The 26,506-nt window shown below is 68.0% G+C and carries 27 protein-coding genes; 18 read left to right on the plus strand and 9 right to left on the minus strand.

Features of this window, described 5'->3' with window-relative positions:
• Position 1: 1 nt before the first annotated feature.
• Positions 2–646 (minus strand): Tim44/TimA family putative adaptor protein, encoded by a 645-nt coding sequence (locus ABDZ92_RS13005; protein ID WP_164521280.1) that lies wholly within the window; start codon positions 644–646, stop codon positions 2–4.
• 172 nt (positions 647–818) lie between these two features.
• Here ABDZ92_RS13005 and secB point away from each other — a divergent pair, with 172 nt between their 5' ends.
• The 3 genes from secB to trpS are packed head-to-tail and all read left to right on the plus strand — an operon-like array spanning position 819 to position 3,982.
• Complete coding sequence (secB, locus tag ABDZ92_RS13010) at positions 819–1,334, plus strand: protein-export chaperone SecB (protein WP_125961007.1); 516 nt, start codon at positions 819–821, stop codon at positions 1,332–1,334.
• A 41-nt stretch (positions 1,335–1,375) separates the two neighbouring features.
• Positions 1,376–2,938 carry a murein biosynthesis integral membrane protein MurJ gene (gene murJ / locus ABDZ92_RS13015; RefSeq protein ID WP_125961008.1) on the plus strand — a complete coding sequence of 521 codons (1,563 nt, stop codon included), beginning with the start codon at positions 1,376–1,378 and terminating at the stop codon, positions 2,936–2,938.
• 39 nt (positions 2,939–2,977) lie between these two features.
• Positions 2,978–3,982, plus strand: coding sequence for a tryptophan--tRNA ligase (trpS, locus tag ABDZ92_RS13020; protein WP_125961009.1), 1,005 nt, complete (start codon positions 2,978–2,980; stop codon positions 3,980–3,982).
• 31 nt (positions 3,983–4,013) lie between these two features.
• On the opposite strand, the gene ABDZ92_RS13025 is transcribed toward trpS, so the two are convergent.
• Positions 4,014–5,075 (minus strand): SDR family oxidoreductase, encoded by a 1,062-nt coding sequence (locus ABDZ92_RS13025; RefSeq protein WP_125961010.1) that lies wholly within the window; start codon positions 5,073–5,075, stop codon positions 4,014–4,016.
• Positions 5,076–5,174: 99 nt separating this feature from the next.
• On the opposite strand from ABDZ92_RS13025, the gene ABDZ92_RS13030 reads away from it, so the two are divergent.
• Positions 5,175–5,552, plus strand: a complete 378-nt coding sequence (locus ABDZ92_RS13030) for a winged helix-turn-helix transcriptional regulator (RefSeq protein ID WP_125961011.1) — start codon at positions 5,175–5,177, stop codon at positions 5,550–5,552.
• Between the two features lie 35 nt (positions 5,553–5,587).
• Here the strand turns inward: ABDZ92_RS13030 and dnaA are convergent, their stop codons facing one another.
• The 3 genes from dnaA to mutM form a co-directional block, all read right to left on the minus strand.
• On the minus strand, positions 5,588–6,994 hold the full coding sequence (gene dnaA, locus ABDZ92_RS13035) for a chromosomal replication initiator protein DnaA (protein WP_241211859.1): 1,407 nt from the start codon (positions 6,992–6,994) through the stop codon (positions 5,588–5,590).
• 475 nt (positions 6,995–7,469) lie between these two features.
• Entirely contained in the window at positions 7,470–7,733 is a 264-nt protein-coding gene (rpsT, locus tag ABDZ92_RS13040; RefSeq protein WP_125961013.1) for a 30S ribosomal protein S20, read from the minus strand.
• 97 nt (positions 7,734–7,830) lie between these two features.
• On the minus strand, positions 7,831–8,643 hold the full coding sequence (gene mutM / locus ABDZ92_RS13045) for a bifunctional DNA-formamidopyrimidine glycosylase/DNA-(apurinic or apyrimidinic site) lyase (protein WP_125961014.1): 813 nt from the start codon (positions 8,641–8,643) through the stop codon (positions 7,831–7,833).
• 58 nt (positions 8,644–8,701) lie between these two features.
• Between mutM and ABDZ92_RS13050 the strand changes: the two genes are divergently transcribed.
• From ABDZ92_RS13050 to ABDZ92_RS13090, 9 genes are read left to right on the plus strand one after another with little or no spacing between them, the layout of a single operon-like run.
• Positions 8,702–9,433, plus strand: a complete 732-nt coding sequence (locus ABDZ92_RS13050; protein ID WP_125961015.1) for a class I SAM-dependent methyltransferase — start codon at positions 8,702–8,704, stop codon at positions 9,431–9,433.
• A 31-nt stretch (positions 9,434–9,464) separates the two neighbouring features.
• Complete coding sequence (gene ubiB / locus ABDZ92_RS13055; protein WP_125961016.1) at positions 9,465–10,997, plus strand: 2-polyprenylphenol 6-hydroxylase; 1,533 nt, start codon at positions 9,465–9,467, stop codon at positions 10,995–10,997.
• A complete protein-coding gene (locus tag ABDZ92_RS13060) occupies positions 10,997–12,100 on the plus strand; it encodes a hypothetical protein (RefSeq protein WP_125961017.1) in 1,104 nt (367 codons plus the stop codon). Before ubiB ends, ABDZ92_RS13060 begins: the two co-directional genes overlap by 1 nt.
• On the plus strand, positions 12,097–13,272 hold the full coding sequence (coaBC, locus tag ABDZ92_RS13065) for a bifunctional phosphopantothenoylcysteine decarboxylase/phosphopantothenate--cysteine ligase CoaBC (RefSeq protein ID WP_125961018.1): 1,176 nt from the start codon (positions 12,097–12,099) through the stop codon (positions 13,270–13,272). The genes ABDZ92_RS13060 and coaBC overlap by 4 nt, the downstream gene beginning before the upstream one ends.
• The gene (locus tag ABDZ92_RS13070; RefSeq protein WP_241211860.1) at positions 13,259–14,047 is read left to right on the plus strand and encodes an alpha/beta hydrolase; all 789 of its coding nucleotides are present in this window, start codon (positions 13,259–13,261) and stop codon (positions 14,045–14,047) included. Before coaBC ends, ABDZ92_RS13070 begins: the two co-directional genes overlap by 14 nt.
• Positions 14,044–14,493, plus strand: a complete 450-nt coding sequence (gene dut / locus ABDZ92_RS13075; protein ID WP_125961019.1) for a dUTP diphosphatase — start codon at positions 14,044–14,046, stop codon at positions 14,491–14,493. The genes ABDZ92_RS13070 and dut overlap by 4 nt, the downstream gene beginning before the upstream one ends.
• Positions 14,490–14,909: a hypothetical protein gene (locus tag ABDZ92_RS13080; protein ID WP_125961020.1), complete on the plus strand. Its 420-nt coding sequence runs from the start codon at positions 14,490–14,492 to the stop codon at positions 14,907–14,909. Before dut ends, ABDZ92_RS13080 begins: the two co-directional genes overlap by 4 nt.
• Positions 14,906–15,658: a HesA/MoeB/ThiF family protein gene (locus tag ABDZ92_RS13085; protein WP_125961021.1), complete on the plus strand. Its 753-nt coding sequence runs from the start codon at positions 14,906–14,908 to the stop codon at positions 15,656–15,658. Before ABDZ92_RS13080 ends, ABDZ92_RS13085 begins: the two co-directional genes overlap by 4 nt.
• Complete coding sequence (locus tag ABDZ92_RS13090) at positions 15,646–16,005, plus strand: DsrE family protein (protein ID WP_125961096.1); 360 nt, start codon at positions 15,646–15,648, stop codon at positions 16,003–16,005. The genes ABDZ92_RS13085 and ABDZ92_RS13090 overlap by 13 nt, the downstream gene beginning before the upstream one ends.
• Positions 16,006–16,032: 27 nt before the next feature.
• Here ABDZ92_RS13090 and galU read toward each other — a convergent pair whose 3' ends face one another.
• On the minus strand, positions 16,033–16,902 hold the full coding sequence (gene galU, locus ABDZ92_RS13095; RefSeq protein WP_125961022.1) for a UTP--glucose-1-phosphate uridylyltransferase GalU: 870 nt from the start codon (positions 16,900–16,902) through the stop codon (positions 16,033–16,035).
• 114 nt (positions 16,903–17,016) lie between these two features.
• On the opposite strand from galU, the gene wecB reads away from it, so the two are divergent.
• Together wecB and wecC are read left to right on the plus strand one after the other, a co-directional pair.
• Positions 17,017–18,156: a non-hydrolyzing UDP-N-acetylglucosamine 2-epimerase gene (wecB, locus tag ABDZ92_RS13100; protein ID WP_164521281.1), complete on the plus strand. Its 1,140-nt coding sequence runs from the start codon at positions 17,017–17,019 to the stop codon at positions 18,154–18,156.
• Positions 18,140–19,438, plus strand: coding sequence for a UDP-N-acetyl-D-mannosamine dehydrogenase (gene wecC, locus ABDZ92_RS13105; protein WP_125961023.1), 1,299 nt, complete (start codon positions 18,140–18,142; stop codon positions 19,436–19,438). The genes wecB and wecC overlap by 17 nt, the downstream gene beginning before the upstream one ends.
• A gap of 3 nt (positions 19,439–19,441) precedes the next feature.
• Here the strand turns inward: wecC and ABDZ92_RS13110 are convergent, their stop codons facing one another.
• Positions 19,442–20,362, minus strand: coding sequence for a M48 family metalloprotease (locus ABDZ92_RS13110; RefSeq protein WP_164521282.1), 921 nt, complete (start codon positions 20,360–20,362; stop codon positions 19,442–19,444).
• Between the two features lie 198 nt (positions 20,363–20,560).
• Here ABDZ92_RS13110 and ABDZ92_RS13115 point away from each other — a divergent pair, with 198 nt between their 5' ends.
• From ABDZ92_RS13115 to ABDZ92_RS13125, 3 genes are all read left to right on the plus strand, one after another.
• Positions 20,561–21,328: a metallophosphoesterase family protein gene (locus ABDZ92_RS13115; RefSeq protein WP_125961098.1), complete on the plus strand. Its 768-nt coding sequence runs from the start codon at positions 20,561–20,563 to the stop codon at positions 21,326–21,328.
• Positions 21,329–21,377: 49 nt separating this feature from the next.
• Positions 21,378–22,472 (plus strand): glycosyltransferase family 4 protein, encoded by a 1,095-nt coding sequence (locus ABDZ92_RS13120; protein ID WP_125961025.1) that lies wholly within the window; start codon positions 21,378–21,380, stop codon positions 22,470–22,472.
• Between the two features lie 109 nt (positions 22,473–22,581).
• Positions 22,582–22,848, plus strand: coding sequence for a hypothetical protein (locus ABDZ92_RS13125; RefSeq protein WP_239555495.1), 267 nt, complete (start codon positions 22,582–22,584; stop codon positions 22,846–22,848).
• 212 nt (positions 22,849–23,060) lie between these two features.
• On the opposite strand, the gene ABDZ92_RS13130 is transcribed toward ABDZ92_RS13125, so the two are convergent.
• Both ABDZ92_RS13130 and ABDZ92_RS13135 read right to left on the minus strand, forming a co-directional pair.
• Positions 23,061–24,089 carry a tetratricopeptide repeat protein gene (locus ABDZ92_RS13130; RefSeq protein ID WP_343763236.1) on the minus strand — a complete coding sequence of 343 codons (1,029 nt, stop codon included), beginning with the start codon at positions 24,087–24,089 and terminating at the stop codon, positions 23,061–23,063.
• Positions 24,090–24,269: 180 nt separating this feature from the next.
• Positions 24,270–26,456: a GumC family protein gene (locus tag ABDZ92_RS13135; protein WP_164521283.1), complete on the minus strand. Its 2,187-nt coding sequence runs from the start codon at positions 26,454–26,456 to the stop codon at positions 24,270–24,272.
• Positions 26,457–26,506: the final 50 nt, after the last annotated feature.

Raw genomic sequence — 26,506 nt, forward strand, 5'->3', positions numbered from 1 at the left:
GTCACGCCTCGTCAGTGTCGGCAAGCTTCCAGTTCGGATCGCCGCTCTTGAGCATCCGTGCGAAGGTCCAGACGTCGTGCGTCTCGACCGCGTCCGTCAGCGAACCGGCGACCACCTGGCCCTCCGCGTCGCGCGTGACGGCCGCGATGTCGGCGTCGAAGCGCACCGTGACGCGGGCGAGGCCGCCGGCGACACTCGCGTCGCTGATCACCGCGCGCTCGATCGACACCAGCCGGTTGTCCAGCGTGTGGCCGGCTTCCTCGCGCGCTTCGATCGCGGCCGCGAACGACGTCTGCACCTCGGCCTCGGTGAGCCAGGCGAGGGTATCGCGGTCGCCCTTCCAGAAGGCTTCCAGGATCATGCGGTAGGCGGACTTGGCACCTTCCAGGAACTCGGCGACGTCGAAGGTCGGGTCGCTGGCGACGATGGCGCGCAGGCCGTTCTCGGCCGCGGGCTCGACATGGCGCTGGGTGACGTCGCGCGGCTCCGGCTGCACATCGATCGTGCGGGGCACCGGCGGCACGCCGACGCGCTCCTCGGCGGGGCGGGCGAGCGGCTGTTCATGGCCGGTGCGCTTGCCCAGCACCGCGTAGAGACGCAGTGCGAGGAACCCCGCGACCATTCCCAGAAGAACAACGACCAGCACTTCGCCTCCCAAATCTGACGCGATCAACATAGGGGCAAGCAGTGCCAGTTTCAAATGGCTGCGGGCGGTCCATCGCACGGGCGCCGCCGTTGAACTGGCGCCGATCGCCTGCTAGGCGCCGAGCCGAAAAACGCGGCAGGCCGCAAAGCTATCCTTCAGCAAGGAAATTCCCATGGACGACCAGAACGACGCCGGCCTCGACGAGAGCTTCGCCAACGGTGCCGACACCCAGCCGCAGGTCGGCGTCCTTTCGCAATATGTGAAGGATCTGTCGTTCGAGAACCCGAACGCGCCGGGCATCTACCAGGTGCAGGGCCAGCCGAAATTGGACGTGCAGTTCAACATCGGCGCCACCACCGTCGGCGACGGTGTTCATGAGGTGGTGCTCAAGATCGAGGCCCGCGCCGACGTCGAGGGTCAGGCGCTGTACCTCATCGAGCTGAGCTATGCCGGCCTGTTCGGCCTGCGCAACATCCCGGACGAGCACCTCCAGCCGTTCCTGCTGGCCGAAGCGCCGCGCATCATCTTCCCGTTCGCGCGCCGCGTGCTCGCCGATGCGGTCCGCGACGGCGGCTTCCCGCCGCTGATGCTGGAGCCGATCGACTTCGGCGCGCTCTACATGCAGCAGGCGGCGGCCGCTGCCGGCGAACTGTCGGGCAACGCTGCCGGCACCATCGGCCACGCCTGATCCTTGACCTGCGGACGGGCTGACCAAGGCGGCTGACCGGAATGAAGCTCGTTCGCACACTCGGCTCGGTTGGAGGGCTCACGCTCGCCAGCCGGGTCCTGGCGCTGGTGCGCGATTCGCTGCAGGCACGCTATGTGGGGGCGAGCTTCGCCTCCGACGCCTTCACCATCGCGTTCCGCCTGCCCAACATGTTCCGCGCGCTGTTCGCGGAAGGCGCGTTCAACGCCGCCTTCATCCCCATGTTCAACCGCAAGGTCGGCGAGACCGGTGATCTTTCGGCGGGGCTCGACTTCGCAGAGCGCGCGCTGTCGATGCTGTTCGCGGTGCTGCTGGGCTTCACCGCGATCATGCTGGCTGCCGCCTGGCCGATCACCTGGGCGATGTCGCTCGGCTTCAACAACGCTACGCCCGACCAGTTCGCCTTTGCGGTCCAGCTGTCGCGGATCACCATCCCCTATCTGATGCTGATCTCGCTGGCCTCGCTGCTCGGCGGCATTCTCAACTCGCTCGACAAGTTCTGGGTGAACGCCGCCGCGCCGATCCTGCTCAACATCGCGATGGTCACCGCGCTCGTCTTCTTCAACGGCGATCCGTACGAGACCGCGCGCGCGCAGGCCGTCGCGGTTCCGATCGGCGGCCTCTTGCAGCTCGCCTGGCTGGCGCTCGCCTGCCGCCGCGCCGGCGTGTCGCTGCGCCCACGCCTGCCCCGCGTCGATCCGGAAGTGAAGCGGCTGATGAAGCTGATCCTCCCGGCTGCGATGGGAGCCGGTGCGTCGCAGGTGAACCTGCTGATCTCCAGCGCGCTGGCAGCCCGGCTGCTCGCGGCCGGGTCGATCTCCTACATCTATTATGCCGACCGGCTGAACCAGCTGCCGCTGGGGCTGATCGGTATCGGGCTCGGCACCATTCTCCTCCCCACCATCTCGCGCCTGCTGGGGGCCGGGCGCGAGGCGGAGGCGATGGAGACGCAGAACCGCGGCACCGAGCTCGCGCTGTTCCTGACGCTGCCGGCAATGGTGGCGCTGATCGTCGCCGCCGAGCCGATCGTGCGCGGGCTCTTCCAGTATGGCGCGTTCGACGCGGCCGACACGCGCGCCTGCGCCTGGGCGCTCGCCGGCTTTTCGGTCGGCCTGCCCTCCTATGTGCTCGTCAAGGTGCTGACGCCCGGCTTCTACGCGCGCCAGGATACGCGTACGCCGGTGCGCTACGCGATGTGGTCGGTGGGCGTGAACATCGTCGCCAACATCATCCTGATCCCGCTGCTGGGCCATGTCGGGCCGCCGCTCGCCACCGCCCTCGCCTCCACCGTCAACGTAGCCATGCTGTACCGCACGCTTCGCAAGCGCGGGCATTTCGCCGTCGACGCGCAACTGCGCCGCCGCCTTCCCCGCCTCGCCGTCGCGGCGCTGCTGATGGGGGCAGCCGTGTTCGGTCTGGAGAGCCTGCTCGACCCGTATCTGGTCGGTCCGATGGCCATGCGGTACGCAGCCCTCGTGGTGCTGGTCGGAACCGGCTGCGCGATCTATGGACTGGCCTGCTTCGTCACCGGCGCGTTCCGGGTGGCGGACGTGAAGGCGCTGATTCGGCGCCGCAGCACCAACTGATCGGCGGCCGCTGCACCGCCCAAGCGCAAGGACCACAAGATGCGTGTCGTCTCCGGCATCCAGACCACCGGCAATCTGCACCTCGGCAACTATCTGGGCGCCATCAAGCAGTGGGTGGCGATGCAGGACGCCATGCAGCCGGGCGACGACTGCCTGTTCTTCCTGGCCGATCTCCATGCGCTGACCGTCACGCAGGATCCCAAGGAACTCGCCGACAACACGATCGGTATGGCCGCCACGCTGCTCGCGGCCGGCATCGATCCCGACCGCTCGATCCTGTTCAACCAGGCGCGTGTGCCTGCGCACAGCGAGCTGTGCTGGCTGCTGATGGGCACCGCCCGCATGGGCTGGCTCAACCGCATGACCCAGTGGAAGGACAAGGCCGGCAAGAACCGGGAGGGCGCGAGCGCGGGGCTGTTCACCTATCCGGTGCTCCAGGCCGCGGACATCCTCGCCTACAAGGCGACGCACGTGCCGGTGGGCGAGGACCAGAAGCAGCATCTGGAGCTGGCGCGCGACATCGCGACCAAGTTCAACACCGACACCGGCGTAGAGCTTTTCCCGCTGCCCGATCCGCTGATCTCGGCCGCCGCGCCGCGCATCATGAGCTTGCGCGACGGCACGGCCAAGATGTCCAAGTCCGATCCGTCGGACATGAGCCGCATCAACCTGATCGACGACGATGACACCATCGCCGCCAAGTTCCGCAAGGCGCGCACCGATCCGGATCCCCTGCCCGACAGCTTCGACGGCCTCGAAGGCCGGGCCGAGGCGAAGAACCTCGTCACCATCTATGCGGCACTCGCGGACGCGACGCCGCAGTCGGTGGTGGAGCAATACGCCGGCCAGGGCTTCGGGACGTTCAAGCCTGCCCTGGCGGATCTGGCCGTTGCCGTGCTCGGCCCGATCCGGGATCGCCTGACCCGGCTGCTGGACGACCGTGACACGGTCTCGGCCGCCCTCGCCAAGGGTGCGGACAAGGCGACGGCGCTTGCCGCTCCGACGCTGCGGTCGGCTCAGGAGGCTCTGGGCCTGCAGGTCTGAGCCGACCCTGCTCCACGTCGGCCGGCGTCCCTCAGGGGATCAGCCGGTCGGCGCGCAGCCGCTCGAACAGATCGAAGAAGGCATCGTCGCTCGGCTGGTAGCCGGTGAAGCCGAGCCTGCGGCTCTTGCCCATGTCCGTGACCACCTCGATCGGCCGACCAAGATCCGCATCCGTGTGCCAGGGCGACGCGAGGCGGGCGAGGTCCGGTTCAACGAGCCCCTCCCGTGCGGCAATCGTGCGCCAGAGGTCTGCGTCGCCGGCCATCTGCGCCTCCAGCGGCAGAACCGTTCCGTCGAATGGTGCGGGCTCGAGCCCGAACCATTGCGCGATACGGCTCCACATCCACTTCCAGCGGAAGACGTCGCCGTTCACGACGTTGAACGCCTCGTTGCGTGCCGCAGGCGTCGTCGCCGCCCACAGCAGGTGGCTGGCGAGCAGTCGGGCGTCGGTCATGTCGGTCAGCCCCTCCCACTGCGCTGCCGATCCGGGGAAGCGGAACGGCCGGCCGGTTTCGCGGCACAGCGTCGCATAGACCGCCAGCGTCGTTCCCATGTTCATGGCGTTGCCCACCGCTTTGCCAATCACGGTGTGCGGACGGTGGACGCTCCACGAGAAGCCGTCGCGCTCGGCGGCGGCGAACACCGCGTCCTCCTGCGCATAATAAAAGTTGGGCACGTCGAGCCGACCCTGCTCTTCGCGGAACGGCGTTTGCGGGAGCGCGCCCTTTCCATAGGCCTCGAACGGCCCGAGATAGTGCTTGAGCCCCGTGACGAGGGCGACGTGCCGCGGCCCCTGCGCCGGCGGCAACGCATCCAACAGGTTGCGCACCATGGCGCCATTGACGCGGATGTTCTCCGCCTCGCTGTCCTGACGCGCCCAGGTGGTGATGAACACGGCATCGGGATGCACGCCCGCGAGCGCGGCGGCGGTAGCGTCCCGGTCGTTCAAGTCGGCAGCGACTGCCGCCACGCCGGGCTGCGCCTGCGGCCGCCGCGCGAGGCCGTGCACGCTCCAGCCCTCTGCCAGCAGCAGATCCGCCGTCGCGCTGCCGACGATGCCGCTCGCGCCCACCACCAATGCCGTCTTTGTCATGATCCTGCGTCCTTGTCCGATTGGCACCTCAGCTAGGCAGCCAGGGCACAAGCTTCTAGACGGCACCATTCAGGGACATAGGCACCAGGAGGTACCCACATGCGGATCGGTTCGGCCGAGGAGGAATGGCGCGAGGATTGCGCGCCCCGTCGCACGCTGGAGCTGTTTGCCACCAAGTGGACGAGCATGGTGCTGCACACCCTGCATGTGCGCCACGCAGGAGTCGCGCGCACAGGCGTGCTGCTGCGCAGCCTGCCCGGCATTTCGAAGAAGATGCTGACCCAGACCCTACGCGAGATGGCGGAAAGCGGACTGATCACCCGCCACGTCCACGGGACGATCCCGCCGGCGGTCGAATATGCGCTGACGCCGCTCGGGCGTCGATTCGTCGAGCCGGTCGAGCTGCTCTACGCCTGGGGCCGCGACAACGCGGATGCGCTGGATCAGCTGCGACCGCGTCCGACGTCGCGACGTTAGTTGCAAGGGGCAGCCCGTGCGGCTGGCCCGGCGCTTCAGGCGCCTTCGAGCTGCCGCATCAGCTGGCGGACCGCGCCGTCGATCTCGCCGTCGAGGCTACGCAGCGACTCGATGCGCTTCACGGCATGGATGACGGTCGAATGATCGCGGTTGCCGAACTTGCGGCCGATCTCGGGCAGCGAGCGGGTGGTGAGCCGCTTGGCGAGGTACATGGCGATCTGGCGCGGACGCGCGATCGCGACGGCACGGCGGGCGGAGACCAGATCGAGCTGCTTGAGCTCGAAGTGGCTGGAGACCGCGCGCTGAATGTCGTCGATGGTGATTCGCTTCTTCGGACCCTGGAGCATCTCGCCCAAGGTCTGGACCGCGAAGTCCATGGTGACCGGCTGCCCGATCAGCTGCGCATAGGCGACGACACGGTTGAACGCGCCTTCCAGCTCGCGCACGCTGCCGTGGATCCGGCTGGCGAGCAGGTCTAGGACGTCGGCCGGCACCGGCACCGCGGCGTTCTCGGCCAGGCGGCGCGAGAGAATCGCGTGGCGCAGTTCGAGTGCCGGCGGCTTGATGTCGGCGACCAAGCCCGCGCCCAGGCGCGACACCAGCCGGCTCTCGACGCCGTCGAGCAGGTGCGGGCTGCGGTCGCACGCGATCACCAGCCGCTTGCCCGCGTCCATGAACGCGTTGACGGTATGGAAGCACTCCTCCTGGGTCGCGTCCTTGCCGGCCACGAACTGGAGGTCGTCGATCATTAGCAGGTCGACGGCACGCAGCCGCGCCTTGAAGCTGTGGGTGTCGCGGGCACGGACCGCGCTCACGAACTCGAACATGAAGCGCTCGGCCGGCATGTAGATCGCCGTCGCCTGCGGATTGGCCGCGAGGAACGCGTGGCCGATCGCGTGCATCAGGTGCGTCTTGCCCTGGCCGGTGCCGCTGTGGAGGTAGAGCGGGCTGAACCGCGGCACGCCGGGCTCCGCCAGCAGCTGGGCTGCGTTGCGGGCGACGCGATTCGAATCATGCGACACGAACCGATCGAAGGTGAAGCGCGGATCGAACTGCGAGCGCTCCGGCGCACCGATCGGCTGTGCGGGAACGGGCTCGGCAGCCGGGACGGGCGCGGCCGAATCGGCAAGCAGCGTCGCGCCGGCCACCGGCGTCGCCGGCGCAATCGACTCGCCGGTCAGGACGCGCGCAGGCTCCAGCGTGCTGACGGTCTCGACCGAGACGGTGCGGATCTCGGGCAGGCATGCGCGGAATTCGAACAACAGCCGATCCGCGTAGTGGCTCTTCACCCAGTTCGTCATGAACGCCGACGGCAGCCCCAGGCGCACCATGTCGGCGTCGCTGTCCGGGAGCAGCACCATCGGCTTCAGCCAGCGGTCAAACAGCCGCTGCCCTGCGGACAGGCGCAGGTTGTGGCGCACGCGCCCCCACGCGGCTTCCACGGCTGCTGCTGTTCCTTCCCCCGTTCCCGTCACGCGAACACACCTCTCCCCCGACCGAAAGCAGCGCTTTCAGCCTGTGATTCCAACTAGCGATAAGCTCCAACGGTAACCTGGCCGTGAAGACCGGAACCGCACGCGAAACTCCGCGATACCGTGCCCCGGAGCCGGGGCGTGGGGCTTGTTTAGGAAGGCGGCGGAAGGAAGATCAAGAGCCGGTCACGCCCAAAAAAATAATATAGAGCATTGACACCCCGAACCCCTCGGAATTCCGCGGGTTTCTCTTTTTTTCAAGCAATAACAGGCACTTAGTCGATCGGGTTTGTTACGGCCCCATTCGAATCGTGACAAATCCGTGACTTGTCCGTGACTTGGACCGCCGTACTTGATTCGTCCCGCGGCGGCGGATTCCGGGCACGAAAAAGGGGCTCCGCCGGCACCCGGCGAAGCCCCTTTTTCAACCTGGTCGTGCGTGTGCTCAGGCGAGCGACGACACCGCCTTGGTCAGGCGTGCGAACTTGCGCGACGCAGTGTTCTTGTGGAGCACGCCCTTGGCGACGCCCCGCGCCAGTTCCGGCTGCGCTGCGGTCAGAGCAGCCGAAGCCGCCTCACGATCGCCCGATGCCAGCGCCGATTCGACCTTCTTGATGAAGGTGCGGATGCGGCTGACCCGCGCGCCGTTGATTTCCGCGCGACGCTCGTTGCGCCGGATACGCTTCTTCGCCTGTGGCGTGTTCGCCATGTGCCGTCCTGATCCTGTGCTGCATGATCGGGCGCAGAAACTCCACGGCCCGGGAAAGCGGCGCCCCTACCGCGCACCGTCGAAAAGGTCAAGCTTTTCAGCGCTGGCACTTGGGGCACCAGAAGGTGGAACGCCCGCCTTCGGTGCGGCGCTGCACCGTCCCTCCACAGGGACAGGCTGCACCCTCACGCCCATAGACCCGCCATTGCTTGGAGAAATAGCCCAATTCGCCATCGGGCCGCGCATAATCGCGCAAGGTGGAGCCGCCCGCCTCGATCGCGGCGAGCAGGACGGCGCGGATCGCCTCCACCAGCCGGTCGAGCCGGGCGCGGGCGATCTGCCCGCCCGCCCGTGACGGAGCGATTCGCGCCAGGTTCAGCGCCTCGCACACATAGATGTTGCCGAGCCCGGCGACGATCCGCTGGTCGAGCAGCATCGCCTTGATCGGTGCGGCCCGGCCGGCCAAGGCCTGCGCCAGATAGCCGCCGGTGAACTCGGGGCCCAGCGGCTCCGGCCCCAGCGCGCGGAACGGCGCCCATTCCTCGACCGATTCGGTGCGCAGCAGATCGAGCGAGCCGAATCGCCGCGGATCGTTCAACGCGAGCGACCTTCCCGCCTCGGTCTCGATCAGCAGGTGGTCGTGCGGCAGCAGTTCCGAAGGATCGACGCGCCATCGCCCGGACATGCCGAGGTGGAAGACGAGCGTGTCCCCGCGGTCGGTGTCGATCAGGCCGTATTTGGCGCGGCGACCAAGTGCGACGACCTGCGCCCCGGTGAGCCGCTGGCCCAGGTCCTCGGGGATCGCGCGGCGCAGGTCGGCGCGGCGGGGCACGACACGCGCGATGCGCTGCCCCTCCAGCACCGGGCGCAGTCCACCCACGGTGGTTTCGACTTCGGGAAGCTCGGGCATGATGGGTGGGAGCTAGGCAGGGTTTGCCCGGGCCACAAGGCTTGGCTAAGGCGCTTGCATGACCAACACCGTCTCGTTCGGCTATGAAGAAGTCGCCCCCGAGGAAAAGACCCGCCGTGTCGGGGACGTCTTCGCCAGCGTAGCCTCCCGCTACGACCTCATGAACGATGCCATGTCCGGAGGCATGCATCGGCTCTGGAAGGATCGCTTCGTGCGGCGGGTGAAGCCGCAGCCGGGCGAGCAGATCCTCGACATGGCCGGCGGGACCGGCGACATCGCCTTCCGTATGGCCGCCCGCGGCGCGTCGATCACGGTCGCCGACATCAATCCGGCGATGCTGGAGGTCGGCATGGGCCGCGCGCAGCAGCGCGGGATCGACGGCCTGGTGTGGACCGAAGCGAACGCAGAAGTGCTCCAGTTCCCCGATCGCTTCTTCGACGCCTACACCATCGCCTTCGGCATCCGGAACGTGACCGACATTCCCAAGGCGTTGCGCGAGGCGCATCGCGTCCTGCGCCGCGGCGGGCGCTTCTTCTGCCTAGAGTTCTCGACCACCCAGTGGCCGGGGTTCGCCGAGGTGTACGACGCCTATTCGCACAAGCTCGTGCCCAAGCTCGGCAAGCTCCTCGCCGACGACGAGGACAGCTATCGCTACCTGATCGAGTCGATCCGCCGCTTCCCGGACATGCCGACGTTCGAGCGCATGATCGGCGACGCCGGTTTCGTGCGGACCAAGGTCGAGCCGCTGCTCGGCGGCCTGGTCGCGATCCACAGCGGGTGGAAGATCTGAGCCCCCGTCCCCGCCGCATCGAGGATCGGGCATGACCTCCAAGATCACCCACGGCTGGCGCCTTTGGAAATGGGGCCGCACGCTGGCGCGCCACGGCGCGCTGCGCGGGCTTGAGCGAGACCCGAGCACCCCGCCAGGGCTCCGCCGCGTTGCACGCCTCCTTCAGATGGGCATGTTCGTGCCCAAGGAACCGCGCTACGCGCAGGCGTTGCAGGCGCTTGGTCCGGCCGCGATCAAGCTTGGCCAGACGCTCGCCACCCGTCCCGACCTGGTCGGCGAGGGCCCGGCGCACGATCTGCTCGCGCTGCAGGACGCGCTGCCGCCGCTCCCCTGGTCGGTGATCCGCCCGGCGATCGAGGCGGGTCTCGGCCGGCCGATCGAAAGCGTATTTGCCGAGATCGAGGAAGTGCCGGTCGGCGCGGCCTCGATCGCGCAGGTGCACCGCGCCGTCACGACCGATGGTCGCACGGTCGCCGTCAAGGTGCTGCGCCCTGGCGTCGAGCACGAGTTCAACCAGGCGATCGACACCTATGAATGGGCCGCCGCCCAGCTCGAAGCCTATGGCGGCGAGCTGAAGCGGCTGCGTCCGCGGCTCGTCATCGAGACGATGAAGCGCTGGACCGCGCGCGAGCTCGACCTGCGGCGCGAAGCGGCCTCGGCCTCCGAACTTGCCGAAGCGATGCAGGCGGAGCCGGACTTCACCGTCCCGGCGGTCGACTGGCAGCGCACCACCAGCCGGGTGCTGACGATCGAGTGGATCGACGGCATCAAGCTGTCGAACCGCGCCGCCCTGATCGAGGCTGGCCACGACCTTCCGGCGATGGCGCGCAAGCTGGTGCAGGCGTTCCTACGCCAGGCGATCGCGGAGGGTTTCTTCCACGCCGACATGCACCAGGGGAACCTGTTCGCGCTGCCGGACGGGCGCATCTGCGCGATCGACTTCGGCATCATGGGCCGCATCGACCGCCGTGCGCGGGTGTGGCTTGCCGAAATCCTCTACGGCCTGATCACCGGCAACTATCGCCGCGTCGCCGAAATCCACTTCGAGGCCGGCTATGTTCCCGCCCACCACAATGTCGCGGAGTTCGCAACAGCACTGCGTGCCGTCGGCGAGCCGATGCGCGGGCTGGCGGTCAAGGACATGTCGGTCGGCATGATGCTGGAGAGCCTCTTCAACATCACCCGCGATTTCGACATGCAGACCCAGCCGCACCTGCTGCTGCTGCAAAAGACGATGGTGATGGTGGAGGGCGTGGCTACCGCGCTCGATCCCGACATCAACCTGTGGGAAACGGCGGCGCCGTTCGTGCGCGGCTGGATCCGCGATGAGCTGGGCCCCGAGGCGGCGGTCGCCGACCGCATCGTCACGGACCTGCGCACCTTTGCGCGGCTGCCGCAGCTGATCCGCAACCTCGAAGCGCGCTATCCGACACCTGGCGGTGCGCCCCCTGCCCCGCCGTTGCGTGAAATCGAGGTCATTCGCGTCGGCGGCGGGTGGCGATACATCGGCGTGGCCGTGGTGAGCGCCGCGCTGGCGGTAGCGGCGACGCTGCTGGCCAGCTGATGGCGCGGCCCGCCCGCCCGCTGTGGCTGGTCCGCCCAAGCCGGGCCAGCGGCCTTTCGGCCAACCAAGCAGTGGCACTGGTCCTGTTCCTGCTGCTGGTCGCGGCCGGTGCGCTGATGGGCGTGCGCGGCGGGAGCGTGCCAGCGCCGCGTGCAGCGATCGAGCAGAGCGACATCAGCGTGCACGATGGCATCGTCGGCGCGCTGCGCGGCGGCGATGCCTATTACCCGGCAACCGCACGGATGCTGCGCAGTGGCGGCTATCCGCTTAAGCCGTTCCTCTCCTTTCCCCTGCCTACGCTGCCGGTAGTGCTCGCCGTACTTCCGGGGCTGGTGTCGGCCCTGCTGCTCCTCCTGCTGGCGATCGGCACCGCCTTTGCCTGGCAGAAGCGGTTGCGCGAGGCCTTGGCCCGGCCGCTGCCGGTGTTCGGGGGCATGCTGCTCCTCGCAGGCGGGATGGTGGGCCTGCTGGCGCCGGACGTCGTGCTTTTTCCCGAGACCTGGGCAGGCATGCTGGTGGCTATGTCGCTGGCGATCCGACAGCAGGACCGCTGGGTGGAGGCGGTTGCCGTCGCCACCGCGGCGATGCTGATCCGCGAGACCGCCGCCTTCTACGCCATCGCCATGGGGCTGCTCGCCTTTGCCGAGGGACGGCGCCGCGAGGCGTTGGGCTGGGCGGCGGGAATCGGCCTGCTGGCCGTCGTCCTGGTGTTCCATGCCCAGGCCGTCGCGCAGGTCGTCGGTCCACTGGATCCGACCGCCTCGGACGCAGCAGGGATGCACGGCTTCGGCTTCTTCGTGCGCGCCTCGATCACCACGACCGTGCTCCACCTGCTGCCGGCCGCGATCGCCGCGCTGCTGGTCGCGCTCGCGCTGTTCGGCTGGGCGATGTGGGACGATCCGGTCGCCTTGCGCGTGACCGTGACGCTGGCGGTCTATGCTGCCGCGACAGCCATCCTCCCAGGCGCGGACGGGTTCTATTGGGCTTTCCTCGTCGCTCCCCTGCTGCTCGTCGGCCTGGCCTTTGCGCCGGACGGACTGCGCGACCTCGCCCGCGTGCTGCTCGACAGGCGGCGGGTTCGGGTGCAGAGGATCACGCGATGAAGCGCATCCTGCTGATCGTCGGGGGCGGCATCGCCGCCTACAAGGCGTGCGAACTGATCCGCCTGTGCCGCAAGGCCGGCATCGCGGTTCGCTGCGTGTTGACCGACGGAGGTGCGCACTTCGTCACCCCCATGACGCTCGCCGCGCTGTCGGAGGCACCGGTCCACACCAGCCTGTGGGACCTGAAGGAAGAGACCGAGATGGGCCACATCCAGCTCAGCCGCGAGGCGGACCTGGTCGTGGTCGCGCCCGCGACGGCAGACCTGCTCGCGAAGATGGCAGCCGGCATGGCCGACGATCTGGCTACCACGCTGCTGCTCGCGACCGACAAGCCGGTGCTCGCTGCGCCCGCGATGAACGTGCGCATGTGGCAGCACGCCGCCACCGTCCGCAACGTCGCGCAACTGCGGCGCGACGGCATCACGGTGCTCGAGCCCGACGAAGGCACGATGGCATGTGGGGAATATGGCCCGGGCCGCCTGCCGGAGCCCGCAGCGATCCTTGCTGCGATTGAACGCGCCCTGGCACCCGCGCCCCGGCCCCTCGCCGGCCGGCACGTGCTGGTGACGGCGGGGCCGACCCACGAAGCGATCGACCCGGTGCGCTACATCGCCAACCGCTCCTCCGGCCGCCAGGGCTATGCGATCGCCGGTGCGCTGGCGAAGCTCGGCGCGCGCGTGACGCTGGTGTCCGGACCGACGGCGCTTCAGACCCCGCCGGGCGTGTCGCGGGTGGACGTGGAAAGCGCGCGCGAGATGGCGGACGCAGTTGAGGCGGCGCTTCCGGCCGACGCCGCGGTGATGGTGGCAGCCGTCGCGGACTGGCGGGTCGAGGCCGCGCCCCTGAAGCGGGCCAAGGCGGACATGGGCGATCGGCTGGAACTCGTCCCCAACCCGGACATCCTCGCGACGCTTGGCCATAGCCCGCGGCGACCGCGGCTGCTGGTCGGGTTTGCGGCGGAAACGCACGACGTGATCGACCATGCCGCCGGGAAGCGCGCACGGAAGGGCGCAGATTGGATTGTCGCCAACGACGTATCGGGGGACGTGATGGGCGGGACCGCCAACGCGATCCACCTGGTGACGGAAAATGGCGTGGAAAGTTGGGAGCGAATGGACAAGGACCTGGTTGCGGAGCGTCTGGCGGAGCGGATCGCACATGCGCTGGCATAGGCTGCTCTCCCTCGCCCTAGGTCTCGCGCTCGCAAGCTGCGCCGGCGGCGGCGTTCGTCCGGCCGCCGACAGTGCCACGGCGACGGTGCGGGAGCAGGCGTTCGGCGCCAGTGGCCGTCGTTCGGTGAAGGCGCTGGTCTATGTGCTGCATCGGGACGGGGCGACGTCGGATGCGACCGATCCCCACCGCTTCGGGCGCGACCTGGCGGCGGCCGCCCCTGGGACGCGGGTGGTGGCGCTCACCCAGCCCGTGGCAGAGGGCGACGCGGACAAGGGCATAGCCCGCGGTTTCACGCGGGAGCGCATCACGGCTTTTGCCGACCGGATCGAGGCCGGGCGCAAACGGTACCCGGACGTTCCCACCGTCGTCGTCGGAGACGGCGGCGGCGCGGCATTGGTGGCGGACCTTGCCGGCCTCCGGCCGAAACTGATCGATGGTATGGTGCTCGCCGCCTGTCCGTGCATGTTGCCCGAATGGCGCAAGCATATGGAGAAGCGGATGCCCGGCACATCGTTCAAGCCTGCACCCGACAGCCTCGATCCGCTGATGACGGTGGGCGGTGTGCGCCCGCAGACCAAGGCCGCGCTGCTGGTCGGCTCCGAGGACCCGATCACCCCGCCGAAGTTCTCGCGCGGCTATGCCGAGGCACTCGCGCTGCGCGGCATTGCGACCGATTTCCGCGTGCTGCCGGGCAAGGGCAACGAGATCCTGAACGACCCGGAGGTGCTCTCGGCCACGACCCGGATGCTCGCATCCCTGCAGGCCGGCCAATGAGCCGCGAACCGATCCGTATCGCCGTCCTTCGGCTGGAACATGGCCGGGGGCTGCCGCTGCCGGCCTATGCGACGGCGGGCGCCGCCGGCATGGACATCGTGGCCGCCGAAGACTGCACGCTTGCGCCAGGCGCCAGGCACGCGGTCTCGACCGGCTTCGCCCTGGCCATCCCCGCCGGCTATGAAGTGCAAGTTCGGCCGCGCTCCGGCCTTGCGATCAAGCACGGCATCACCTGCCTCAACACGCCCGGCACGATCGACAGCGACTATCGCGGGGAAGTGAAGGTGATCCTGGTCAATCTGGGACAGGAGCCGTTTGCCATCGGTCGCGGCGAGCGCATCGCACAGCTCGTGCCGGCGCCGGTGCTGCGCGCGACGCTTGAGGAAGCGGCGAGCCTGGACGACACCGCCCGCGGTAGTGGCGGCTTCGGGTCGACCGGGCGGTGAACCCCTTCCTCGCCCTGATGGTCGCGCTGACGGCGCAGCTGACGCCACCACCGGCGGAACCGAATCGCCTTCGTACCTCGCCGATCGACTGGGAGGCGTTGGACGCGCTTCCCTATCGTACCCAACCGGAAGTGACGCCGCAGATGGTCCGCTTCGTCCAGGGCGAAATGGCGCAGGGCCGTTGCACGCCGCCTGCACCGATCGCCGGCAAGCGCCGCGTCCATGCCGACGTCGCCGTCCTGATCGGGAGCGGCGCGAGCGTGCGGGCGACCATCCCGCGCGCCATCAACTGCCCCACGGTCGAGCAATATGCCGCCGGGCTGGTGCTCGGCTTCGCGCGCGACAATCTGAACACGCGCTTCGCGGTGGAAGGCACCTGGTACCGTGTGAGCATGACCTTCGACCTGCCCGAATGATCCTGACCGACGCGGAGCTGGAGCGCTACGCCCGCCACATCGTGCTGAAGGAAGTCGGCGGCGCCGGGCAGGCCAGGCTCGCCGCCGCGCATGTGTGCGTGGTCGGTGCAGGCGGCATCGGCTCGCCGGTGATCCAGTATCTTGCCGCGGCAGGAATCGGGCGGCTCAGCATCATCGACGACGACCGCATCGAATTGTCGAACCTCCAGCGCCAGACCCTGTTCGGCACCGAGGATCTGGGACAGTCGAAGGCGGAGGTCGCGCGGCGCGCGGTCGCACGCCTCAATCCGCACGTGTCCGTCACCGTGCACCAGCTCCGGATCGATTCGGCAAACGCAGCCGGGCTGGTCGGCGGCATGGACGTCGTGGTCGACGGGACCGACAATTTCGCGACCCGGCTTGCGGTGGCCGATGCCGCACTTGCGGCCCGCGTGCCGCTGGTGGCAGCCGCAGTCGGCGAGTTTGAGGGGCAGCTTGGGGTGTTCCGCGGCTGGGAAGCGAACAAGCCCTGCTATCGCTGCTTCGTCGGCCAGGACCCGGAGCGCCCGGATCGCAGCTGCGCCGACACGGGCGTGCTCGGCGCCCTGACCGGCGTGGTCGGCAGCCTCGCCACACTGGAGGCGATCCGCGCCATTACCGCCTTCGGCGAGGATAGCGCGGGCAAGCTGCTGCTGATCGATACGCTGGCGCTGCGCTTCAGGACGCTGCTGCTCCCTAAGGATCCTGGGTGCCCCGCATGCGGGGGCTGACCGTCCTCGTCGCGACCGCCGATCCCCTCCGCTTCCGGGCGGCACTCTCCACCGCTGCGGCCACTGCCGCACTCGGCGGCCGGGCGCGGGTGTTCCTTCATGAAGACGCGGTCGTGCTGCTCCAGGCGTCCGCCGATCCCGATGCCGCCCGGCTCGCCGCGGCCGGGTTGCCGGGCCGGGCCGATCTCATCGCGATCGCCCGCGAGAGCGGCGTGGAACTGCTGGTCTGCCAGTCGGGTCTCGCCCTCACTGGCCTCTCGATGGCCGAGCTTCCCGCCGGCACGGCCGCCGGCGGGCTGGTCAGCCTGCTGGCGACCCTTGGCGAGGATCGCCTGCTGTCGTTCTAGCGCCCGGCTGCGTGCCGGGCGCAGTCGTCAGGCGAGCAGGTCCTTGGCAAAGGCGCGGACTGCGGGGCCGACGTCCTCGCGCGCCAGCGCGGTTGCAAGATTGGCCTGGAGGAAGCCCGCCTTGTCGCCGCAATCGTAGCGGACGCCCTGGAAGGTCACGCCGTGGAACGGCTGATTCCCGATCATCCGCGCCATTGCGTCGGTCAGTTGGATCTCGCCACCGGCACCGGCCTCCTGCGTCTCCAGGATGCGCATGACCTCGGGCTGGAGCACGTAGCGACCGATCACCGCCAGGTTCGACGGCGCCGTGCCCGCTTTGGGCTTCTCGACGAGGCCCTTCACTTCGGTCAGCGTGCCGTCGCGCGTGCCCGGCGTGATGACGCCGTACTTGTCAGTCTGGTCGTCCGCCACTTCCTGCGCACAGATCAGGTTGCCCCCGACCTTGTTGTACGCCTCGACCATCTGCTTGAGACAGCCGGGCTGCCCAACCATGAAGTCGTCCGCGAGCAGCACCGCGAACGGCTCGTCGCCGACGATGTCGCGTGCGCACCAGACGGCGTGGCCCAGACCCATCGGCTCCTGCTGGCGCACATAGGCAACACGACCCGGCTTCAGGCGGGTTGCGTCGAGCACCTGGAGCGACTTGCCGCGACCCGACATGGTCGACTCCAGCTCGTAGGCGATGTCGAAATGGTCTTCGATCGCATGCTTGCCGCGACCGGTGACGAAGATCATCTGCTCGATGCCCGCCTCGATCGCCTCGTCCACGGCATATTGGATCAGCGGACGGTCCACCACCGGCAGCATTTCCTTCGGCATGGCCTTGGTCGCCGGCAGAAAGCGGGTCCCCAGACCCCCGACCGGAAACACCGCCTTGCGAAGTGGTTTGATGGACATGCTTGCTCCCTGTGATGTGTCAGCGCGGCCGGACGGCCGATAGACGGTCAGGCCCCCCTGCCCGATACCTTCGCGCGATTAGCACTCCCTAAACTTCCGCGATAGAAGGCTGCCATGGCAACGCACCAAAACCGACGCATTCTGGTCGTATTCGGTACACGGCCCGAAGCGATCAAGCTGTTCCCCGTCCTGCACGCGCTGGCACAGCGCCCCGGACTTGTGGTGCGCAGTTGCGTCACGGCCCAGCACCGCGGCCTTCTCGATCAGGTGCTTGCGATCGCGGGGGTGACCCCGGACATCGACTTGGACCTGATGGAGCCCGGCCAATCGCTGGATCGCCTGACCGCCCGCCTGCTGCTGGCGCTGGGCGAGGCGATGGACCGTGAGCGTCCTGACCGGGTGATCGTCCAGGGCGACACGGCGACGGCGATGGTGGGTGCGCTGGCGGCCTATTACCGCAAGATCCCGGTCGGCCATGTCGAGGCGGGCCTTCGCTCCGGCGACATCTACCAGCCCTGGCCGGAGGAGGTGAACCGCCGCATCGTCGCCCCTATCGCCGACCTCCACTTCGCGCCGACAGAGACCGCCGCCGCCGCCTTGCGAGCGGAGAACGTCTCTCCTGAATCCATCCACGTCACCGGCAACACGGTGATCGACGCCCTGCACGCGACCCGCGACCGAATTGCGGCCGATCCGGGGCTCGCCGCCGAGATTTCGCCCATCGCAGAACGCTTTGCCGGCAAGCGCGTCATGCTGGTGACCACCCACCGGCGGGAGAACTTCGGGGACGGCATGGCCGCGATTGCGCGCGCCGTCGGCCGGATCGCCGACCGGCCCGATGTAGCGGTGCTCTTCCCGGTCCACCCCAACCCGAACGTGGTCGCAGCCATGGACGCAGTGCTTGGAGATCGCCCGAACGTCGCGCGCATCGCCCCGTTGGATTACCCCAACTTCATCCGCGCCCTCGAACTCGCGCACGTCGTCCTTACCGATTCGGGCGGGGTGCAGGAGGAAGCACCCGCACTCGGCAAGCCGGTGCTGGTGATGCGCGAGACCACCGAGCGGCCTGAGGGCGTCACCGCGGGCACCGCCCGCCTGGTCGGCCCGGACGAAGACCGTATCGTTTCGGGAATTTGCACGCTCCTAGACGACCAGGACGCCTATGCGGCCATGGCGCGCGCGCATAATCCGTTCGGCGATGGCCGGGCATCGGCAAGGATCGCGGAGATCGTGGCACGTGATTTCGGACTCTGAACTGAAGGTTTGCATGGTGGGGCTGGGCTATATCGGCCTGCCCACCGCTGCGGTGATCGCCCGCTCCGGTGCCTCCGTCCTCGGCATCGACGTCGACCCGCGGGTGGTCGAGACGGTGAATTCGGGCAAGGTCCACATCGAGGAAATCGACCTGGACGGCTTGGTTTCCGGCGTCGTTGCACGCGGTCTGCTGCGGGCCTCGACCCAGATCGCGCCGGCCGACGTGTTCGTCATCGCGGTGCCGACCCCCTTCGGCCCGAACCACGAGCCCGACGTCGGTTATGTGCTGGAAGCCGCCGCCACGATCGCGCCCGTGCTCAAGGCGGGCGATACCGTGATCCTGGAGTCCACCTCCCCGATCGGCACCACCGAAAAGGTGGCGGCACTGCTCGCCGACAGGCGTGCCGACCTCGCGATCCCCGGCCATTGCAGCGGCACCGCGGACGTCGCGATCGCCTATTGCCCGGAGCGCGTGCTGCCCGGCCGAATCCTGGTCGAACTAATCGACAACGACCGCGTGATCGGCGGCATCACCCCGCGCTGTGCTCGCAAGGCACTGCATTTCTACCGCCGCTTCGTGCGCGGCGCCTGCGTGACCACCACGGCGCGTGCGGCGGAAATGACCAAGCTCACCGAGAACGCATTCCGCGACGTCAACATCGCCTTTGCCAACGAGCTTTCGGTGGTGGCGGACACGATGGGCATCGACGTGTGGGAGGTGATCCGCCTGGCCAACCGCCACCCGCGCGTCAACATCCTGTCCCCGGGGCCTGGCGTCGGCGGCCATTGCATCGCCGTCGATCCCTGGTTCCTGGTGCATGCCGATCCGGAGAACAGCAGGCTGATCCGAACCGCGCGCGAAGTGAACGACGCGAAGGTCGCCCACACGATCGCGCGGGCAGAAGCACTCGCAGAAGCGGTGCCCGAAGCGTCGATCGCGTGCCTGGGCCTCGCGTTCAAGGCGAACATCGACGACTTCCGCGAGAGTCCCGCGCTCAAGGTCGCGCTGCACCTGGCGGAGCGCTTCGGCGATCGCGTCCGGATCGTGGAGCCCTATGCCGCACGCCTGCCGCAGGCGTTCGAAGGCACCGGTGCGCAGTTGATCGATCTCGACACCGCATTGGAGACCTGCCCCGCGTTCGTGGTGCTGGTCGACCACGACATCTTCCGCTCGGTGCCCCTGGACGAACGCGCCGACAAGCGCGTGCACGACGCGCGTGGCATCTGGCCGGACCAGCCCAAGATTGCGCCCGCGGCTCCCCGCCTGCGGGTCGCGGGCTAGGCTTTAGTTCGGCTGGCTGCCGAGATCGGGCAACGGCTCCTGCCCAGCCTGGGCGAGGCGCTGCATGCGGGCGATCTCGGCCTCGATGATCTCGATGCGGCGGCGCTCGCTCGGGTGCGTTGCCGCGCGAAAGATGCCGGCACCATGTTCGCGGCCGTACCGCTCCCAGAAGCGGACCGCCGCCTGCGGGTCGAAACCGGCGTGCGCCATCAGGTACACGCCGAACCGGTCCGCCTCGACCTCCGTGTTGCGGGTCAGCCGCGCGTTGCGCCCGAATTGTTGGAGCAACCCACGCTGGATACCCGCGGCGTTGAGGCGCGCGCGGTGCCTCAGGATGTTGTGCGCCATCTCGTGCCCCAGCACGGCCGCGAGCTCCGCATCGTCACCGGCATAGGCGACCATTGCGGTGGTCGCTTCGACATAGTCGCCGTTGGCGCGGGCATCGAGCGTCTCCGATGGTCGCGTCTGGAAGCGCGACGGGCACCCTTGTTCCGGGCTGAAGCGGATCTCGTGCCGCACGCCGTTCCGCTCGACCGTCAGCGTCACCTCACCGCCTGCCAGCGCCTTTTCGAGCTGGTCCGTTACTGCGAGCAGGCGCGTGAAGGTCCCGCTCGTGCCGCTCGGCAGATCGGGCACGGGGCGGCCGTCGATCGCGACGATCCCGTCGTCCTCGCGAAGCCCCGCGCGCGCGGCGGGGCTGTCCGGCGCCAGCGCCAGCACCGCTGGCGCGTTGCCGATCCCGAAGGTGGTGCGCACCTCCGCGCGATCCGATCCGCCGTACTGGCTGATGTCGTGCAGCAGAAAGCCCGGCAGGGGCGCCTTTTCCGGGCACAAACGCGCGGCTCGCGCCGCCAGGCGATACCCGACCGTCTCCATCCGCCGATCCAGCGTGCGCAGTGCCAGCAGGCCATCGTTCGCGGACACCGGGGGGGCGAAAGCCCCGACTGCAGCGGCAGGTGTCGCAAACGACAGCAGGAAGGCGCACAAGGCCCAGGAAAGACGCGGCATGCCCCCTGCTACCATCTCGACCTCGCCAGGCAAGCACACGCGATTCGCCTTGCGTTCAGCCTGCACTCTTATCAAGAGCGGCGACCACTGCGATTCCTGCGACAATTCAAGGTGATGATGTTCTTCAAGCGCCGAAAAGCGGAATTCCGGACCTATCAGCTTCCCGCCGGACAGCGGATCTATGCGATCGGAGATATCCACGGTCGCATCGACCTGTTGCGGCAGTTGCTGGATCGGGTCGAGGCCGACCTTCGGGCCCGACCGGTTGCCGGAACCGTCCTGCTGGTGTTCCTCGGCGATCTGGTCGATCGCGGCCCCGACTCGGCCGCAGTGGTTGCCCTGGTGCGAGAGCTGGTAACGGCGGGGCGCGCGGTTCTGATCAAGGGCAATCACGAGGAGATCTTCGTACAGGCCGCACGCGGGGAGGCACGCGCCGCGCGCGGCCTGCTGCAGATCGGCGGGGGCGCTACGCTCGCGAGCTACGGTATCACGCAGGAAGAGATCGACCGCGGCAGTTTTGCGGATCTGGCCGAACTGCTGGTCGACCGTATTCCTCGCGCCGACGTCGATTTCCTGGACCGCGCGCGCGACTGGTACCGCAGCGGCGACTATCTGTTCGTGCACGCGGGTATTCGCCCCCGCGTTCCGCTGGACGAGCAGGATCCGTCCGACTTCCGCTGGATCCGGCGCGAGTTCATCGACAGCGCCCACGACCACGCAATGATGGTGGTTCATGGCCATACCATCGCATCTGAGGTCCAGGAGAAGCCGAACCGGATCGGCATCGACACCGGTGCTTACCGCAGCGGCGTGCTCACCGCCCTGGGGATCGAGGCGGGTGAACGGTGGGTGCTGCAAACCGATGTCCCCGTCGACGCCTGACGAGGCCGCGCTTCCCTAAGAGCGGGTCGCGCGACTAGAAGGCGCGCCCATGAAGATCCTCCACGTCGCGCAAAAGGTGAAGGGTGGCGTCGCCACGCATCTTTGCGAACTGATCCCGGAACAACAGGCGCGGTACGGCGAGGATCAGGTTCTGGTCGCGATAGCCGCGGACGAGGCCGAGCACCTCGCCTCCCTGCCCCCTTCGACCCTGCGCCTGTTCGGCAGTTCGGCGCGTAGCCCTGGGGCACTCGCCGCAATGGGTCGCGACGTCGCACGACTGATCCGGCGCGAGCAGCCGGACATCGTGCACATCCACAGCACCTTCGCGGGCCTGGTCGTGCGGCTGCCATTTCTGCTGCGGCGCAGCACACGCGCGAAGATCATCTATTGCGCCCACGGCTGGGCGTTCAACATGCAGGTGTCGCAAGCCAAACGCCGCGCCTACGCCGCCGCAGAACGGCTGCTGGCCCGGGTAACCGATGCGATCCTCTGCATCTCCCGATTCGAGCAGCGACGCGCTGTCGAAGTGGGCCTGCCTTCGTCCAAGCTCCACATGGTCTACAACGGCATTGCACCCGACACGCCTGTCGTAGCACCTTCGGAGTTGCCGGAGTTTGCCACCGATCGCCTCAACCTGCTGTTCGTGGGCCGGCAGGATCCGCAGAAGGGCTATGACGACCTCCGCGACGCCATGGCCCGCGCCCTCGACCTGCCAGTTCACCTGCACGTCGTCGGCGACCGGAGCGTCTCCAACGAAGATTCGCCAGGCGAGCCCGATCCGCCGAACGTGACGCGCTATGGGTGGATTCCCCTCGGCCGTATCCCGGCGTTCCTGGAAGCGTGCGACGTGGTGATGATGCCTTCCCGCTGGGAGGGGTTCGGCCTCGTCGCGATCGAGGCCATGCGACAGGGCAAGCCGGTGTGTGCGAGCGACGCAGATGCCCTCCCCGAGCTCGTGGTCCCGGGTATTTCAGGATATATTTTCCCGGCTGGGAACGTAGACGCGCTGACGGAGTTGATCCGCTCGATGAGCCGCCCCCAGCTTCAGCGCCTGGGTGTATCCGCTCGTCAGCACTTCCGCGCCAAGTTCACTGTTGAACAAATGAGTAACGCTATTTCAAAGCTTTACGAGGAAGTGGCCTAAATGCATCACCGAGGTTGGAATATGGAAGCCGGGCCGGAAGCGCGTTGACTTCGGCAGTGCAGCATGCGACCTGCTCTCTAATTCCGCATCGTAACAGTGGAGATGGTCTATGAAGAAACTGGTAGCTGTAGCAAGTTCGTGCGCAGCCCTGATGATGGCGGCGGCTCCCGCAGTGGCGGCACCGGCGGTTTCGGCTCAGGCCCCGACCCTCGGCGTTCGCGCTGCGGCCGTGAACCGCACGGTTGTTCCGACCAACGCTGAGGCGAGCAACCTCGCCGGCGGCGGCATCATCGTCGGCGTGCTCGCACTGGTTGCCGTCGGCCTCGGCATCTACGTCGCGGTTGACGAGGACGACGACGCTCCCGCGAGCGTCTAAGTCAGAGATTTCGGGACCTCGGCAACGGGGTCTCATCTCACAAGGAAGCCCGGTCGGCCGCTAGGTCGCCCGGGCTTTTTTTCTTATGGGATCAAGCTGACGCGTGAGCCTCGGAATGGTCGCGTCACAGAAGCGACTGCTGCCTGTGCGCCGCAGACGCGGTCATCCCCTCCGCCCAGGCGGTGGATGCCAAATACCGCGGGTGGGCTGCCCTAAGGGCGACGAAGGTTGAAGCTATCGATCCAGAGGGGCGTGTCGCTACGACGGCCCGACACGGTGGCGATCCGGACCTGTTGGACCGGGCATCCGGAGACGGGAACCACAAAGCTCAGCGTCTTCGTCTCCCAGTTCTGGGCAAAGTCGCTCCGCGCCGTCGAGAGCAGCTGGTTCGAGCCCAGGCATCGCACGGACACCTCAAGCGACCCCATTCCGCTCTCCGCGAAACCCTCGTAGCGCAGCGTGTAGCTCGCAGGAGCCAGCAACAGCGACTGGTTCATCACTGCTCGGGGCTTTCCGACGGCATAGGGGTCGATCCGGAGTGCGGCTCCCTTCCCGTCCGGACGCGATGTGATCGCCACGGCGCGTCCGATCGCGCGCTCCCCCTGCCAGCCGAGGCTGCCAACCGACGCCGCATCCTCGAACCCGCCGTTGACGAGAAGCGGCAGCGGACGGCCCATGGCCTGTCGCCAGAGCGCCCGCGCACCGGCAGCATCGCCAAGCCTTACCTGACGCTCCACCAATGCACCGAGTTCAGACGGCGTGGGCCGCCCGCCTGCGCCCTTGAGCGCCTCCAGAAGCGCCGCATGGTCCGCGTCGGGACTGCCGATGAACGCCTGGAAAAAGGCTCCGCGCCACGGCGGCTGCTTGGCCAGCCGGGCGGCCAAGTCCGGCAGTGCCGGCGGGAAAGTGGACACCTTTACCAGCGTCGGGAGAATTTGCGCGGCGAGGCCGGGCTCCCGCCGAAGCATCACGTCCGCACGACGGAAGGCGTCCGCGTACCGGCCCTGGGTCATGTCCAGATCGAACATCCACGCGTCGGCCGTGGATTCGCGACGGCTGAGTTCAGACGCGCGCGCCATGAGCTTGTCGGCGGCCGCGATATCCCCGGAGTCCACCGCGGCGAGCGCAAGAACGAGCGTTGCACGCGACGAAAGCGGATCCTGGATCAGCGCGCGTCGCGCGGCGTCGCGCGCGACCGGAACGTTCCGCAGGATCTGGCTTTGCGCAAAGCGAGCGAGCACGGCCCCGTTCGAAGGATCCACCCGTGCGGCCACGGAGGGCGCCAATCGTGGTTCGGCCGCAAAGCCCTTCACCCCGATCTCCCAAGCGCCCCCCACGAAGAGCAGTGCGGCGACCGCAATACGCGGATCCAGGCGCCTGCGTGCCTTTGCCCCGCTCTTCCTTCGCCGCCGCTCCATCGCTTAGCCCGCCGTCTTCTCGCCGTAGCTGTAGTAGTACTCGGAATAGTCGAGCGAGTCCGAGTAGGCGGCAGCCTTGCGGTCGAACTTGGTGAGCACGACGCCCGCGATCTGGCCGCGGCTCCCGCGCAGGCGACGGAGTGCCGACAGCACGACGCCGCGGCGGCTCTTCTTCGCCTGGACGACCAGCACCGTCGCCTCGATCGCGGCGGAGAGCATCGGCACGTCGGCCAGGCCCACCACCGGCGGTCCGTCCACCAGGACGAGGTCGTAGTTCGCCATCGCCTCCGCCAGGAGCGGACGCAGGCCGGTGCTGAGCAGTCGTGCGGGGTTCGGCGGGATCGGTCCTGCCGGCACCACGTCGAAGCCCGCCTCGATCGTCTGCACGGCGTCGCGCATCGAGGCCTCGCCGCTCAACACGGTCGAAAGGCCGCGCACGTTGGTCGTCGACAGCAGCTTGTGCAGGTTCGGACGACGCATGTCGGCGTCGATCAACAGCACGCGCTTGCCGCCACCGGCGAAGCTGTACGCGAGCGCGACGGCAGTGGTCGACTTGCCCTCGGCCGGGTTCGAACTGGTGACCAGCAGGCTGCGCGGCAGACCGTTCGGTCCCGAGATCTGCAACGCCGTCCGCACCGCGAAATAGGCTTCCGAGAAGCCGGAGCGCGGGTCGGACAGCTCGTCGACCGCGACCTGATCCTCCTCGAGCTTGGGGATCATGCCCAGCAGCGGAAGGTGCAGCTTGTTCTCCACATCCTCCGGCAGCTTGAACGTGTCGTCGACGAATTCGAGGATCAGCGAAATCGCGACGCCCAGGCCAAGACCCGCCAGGAACGCAAGCGCAAGGTTGAGCCACAGGATCGGGCGCGACGGCGAACCAGGTACGCGCGCGCGATCGATCACGGAAACGCTGTTCGAACCCGCGCCGCCGGAAACCCCGATCTCCTTGTACCGCTGCAGCAGCGCGTCATAGAGCGCGCGGTTCGTGTCCACCTCACGCTGGAGGATGGTGTACTGGATGCTGCGGCCCTGCAGGTCGATGACCTTGCCGGTCGACTGCTCCATCTGCTTCTGGAGCGCCTGCTCCTGGTTGAGCGCCAGTTCGTAGCTGCCGCGCAAGCTCTGAAGGACGCGGTTGCGCGCGGCGGCGAGTTCCCCTTCCGTCTCGGTGATCTTGGCGCGTGCCTGGACCATCGCCGGGAACTCCGGCTTGAAGGTCTGGAGGCGCTGTTCATAGTCGGACCGAAGCGTCGCAAGCTGGCCGGTAAGCGTCGAGACCTGCGGATCTGCCAGCACCTGAGGCAGGGTGCGCCCGCTCGCCTGTTGCGCCAGCCGCCAGTTCTGCTCCGCCTGGACGCGAGCAGCGGTCGCCTGCGCGAGGGATGCGTTGAGCGCGCTCAGGCTTGCAGAATCGAGCGACTGGCTCTGTCCCGCGTTTCGCGCATCGGTGACGTTCACGATGCCCTGTTGGGCGGCGTAGTTGACGAGCTCGCGCTCCGAAGCGCCCAGGCGCTGCTTCAACTCCTGCAGGCGGCGACCGAGGAAGTTGCGGGCGTAGTTGGACGCAGCGTACTGGCGATCGATCGTGCTCTCGATGAACTCGTCGACCGCCGCGTTCGCAACGGCAGCCGCCATGCGCGGATCGTTGCTTTCGTACGTCACCTCGATGAGGGAAGAACCCGCGTAGGGTGCCGCGAGAATTCCCGCCTGCACCTTGTTCGTTGCCGCCTCAAACGCCCGCTGGCGTTCCTGCGGCGTGGCGGCAGAGCCGGTCTTGGCGTCGAACAGGCTGCCGCTGACATCCACGAATTCCGGATTGCTGTCGAGCTTCAGGCGACGGACGATACCTTGCGCAGACGCACGGCTCCGAATGAGCGCGAACTGCGTCTGGAAAAACAGAGCGTCCCCGTTGTTGTCGGCTTCGACGCTATTGACGTCCAGAACGCGGGGCGCTTCCCGCTGCACCTCAAAGGTTGCGCGCGCCGTATACACCGGCTCGGCCAGCAAGGTCGCAACCAAGCCCATCAGCAAGGCGATGGCCGTCGTGCTGACGATCAGCCATTTCCGCTTCCGCAGGATCATGACGTAGTGCGTGAGGCCGCTCCGATGGCCATCCTCTACCGCGACATCGCGGCTGAAGCCGCGTGCGCTGCCCTCCCCCTCCCATACGTCACCGGGAGCCGGGATCATGCGGTCACCGGATACGCTTCGTTCATTCATTGGTGCCAGCCCAGCTTAGA

The sequence above is a fragment of the Sphingomonas molluscorum genome (assembly GCF_039522995.1).
Classification (GTDB): domain Bacteria; phylum Pseudomonadota; class Alphaproteobacteria; order Sphingomonadales; family Sphingomonadaceae; genus Sphingomonas; species Sphingomonas molluscorum.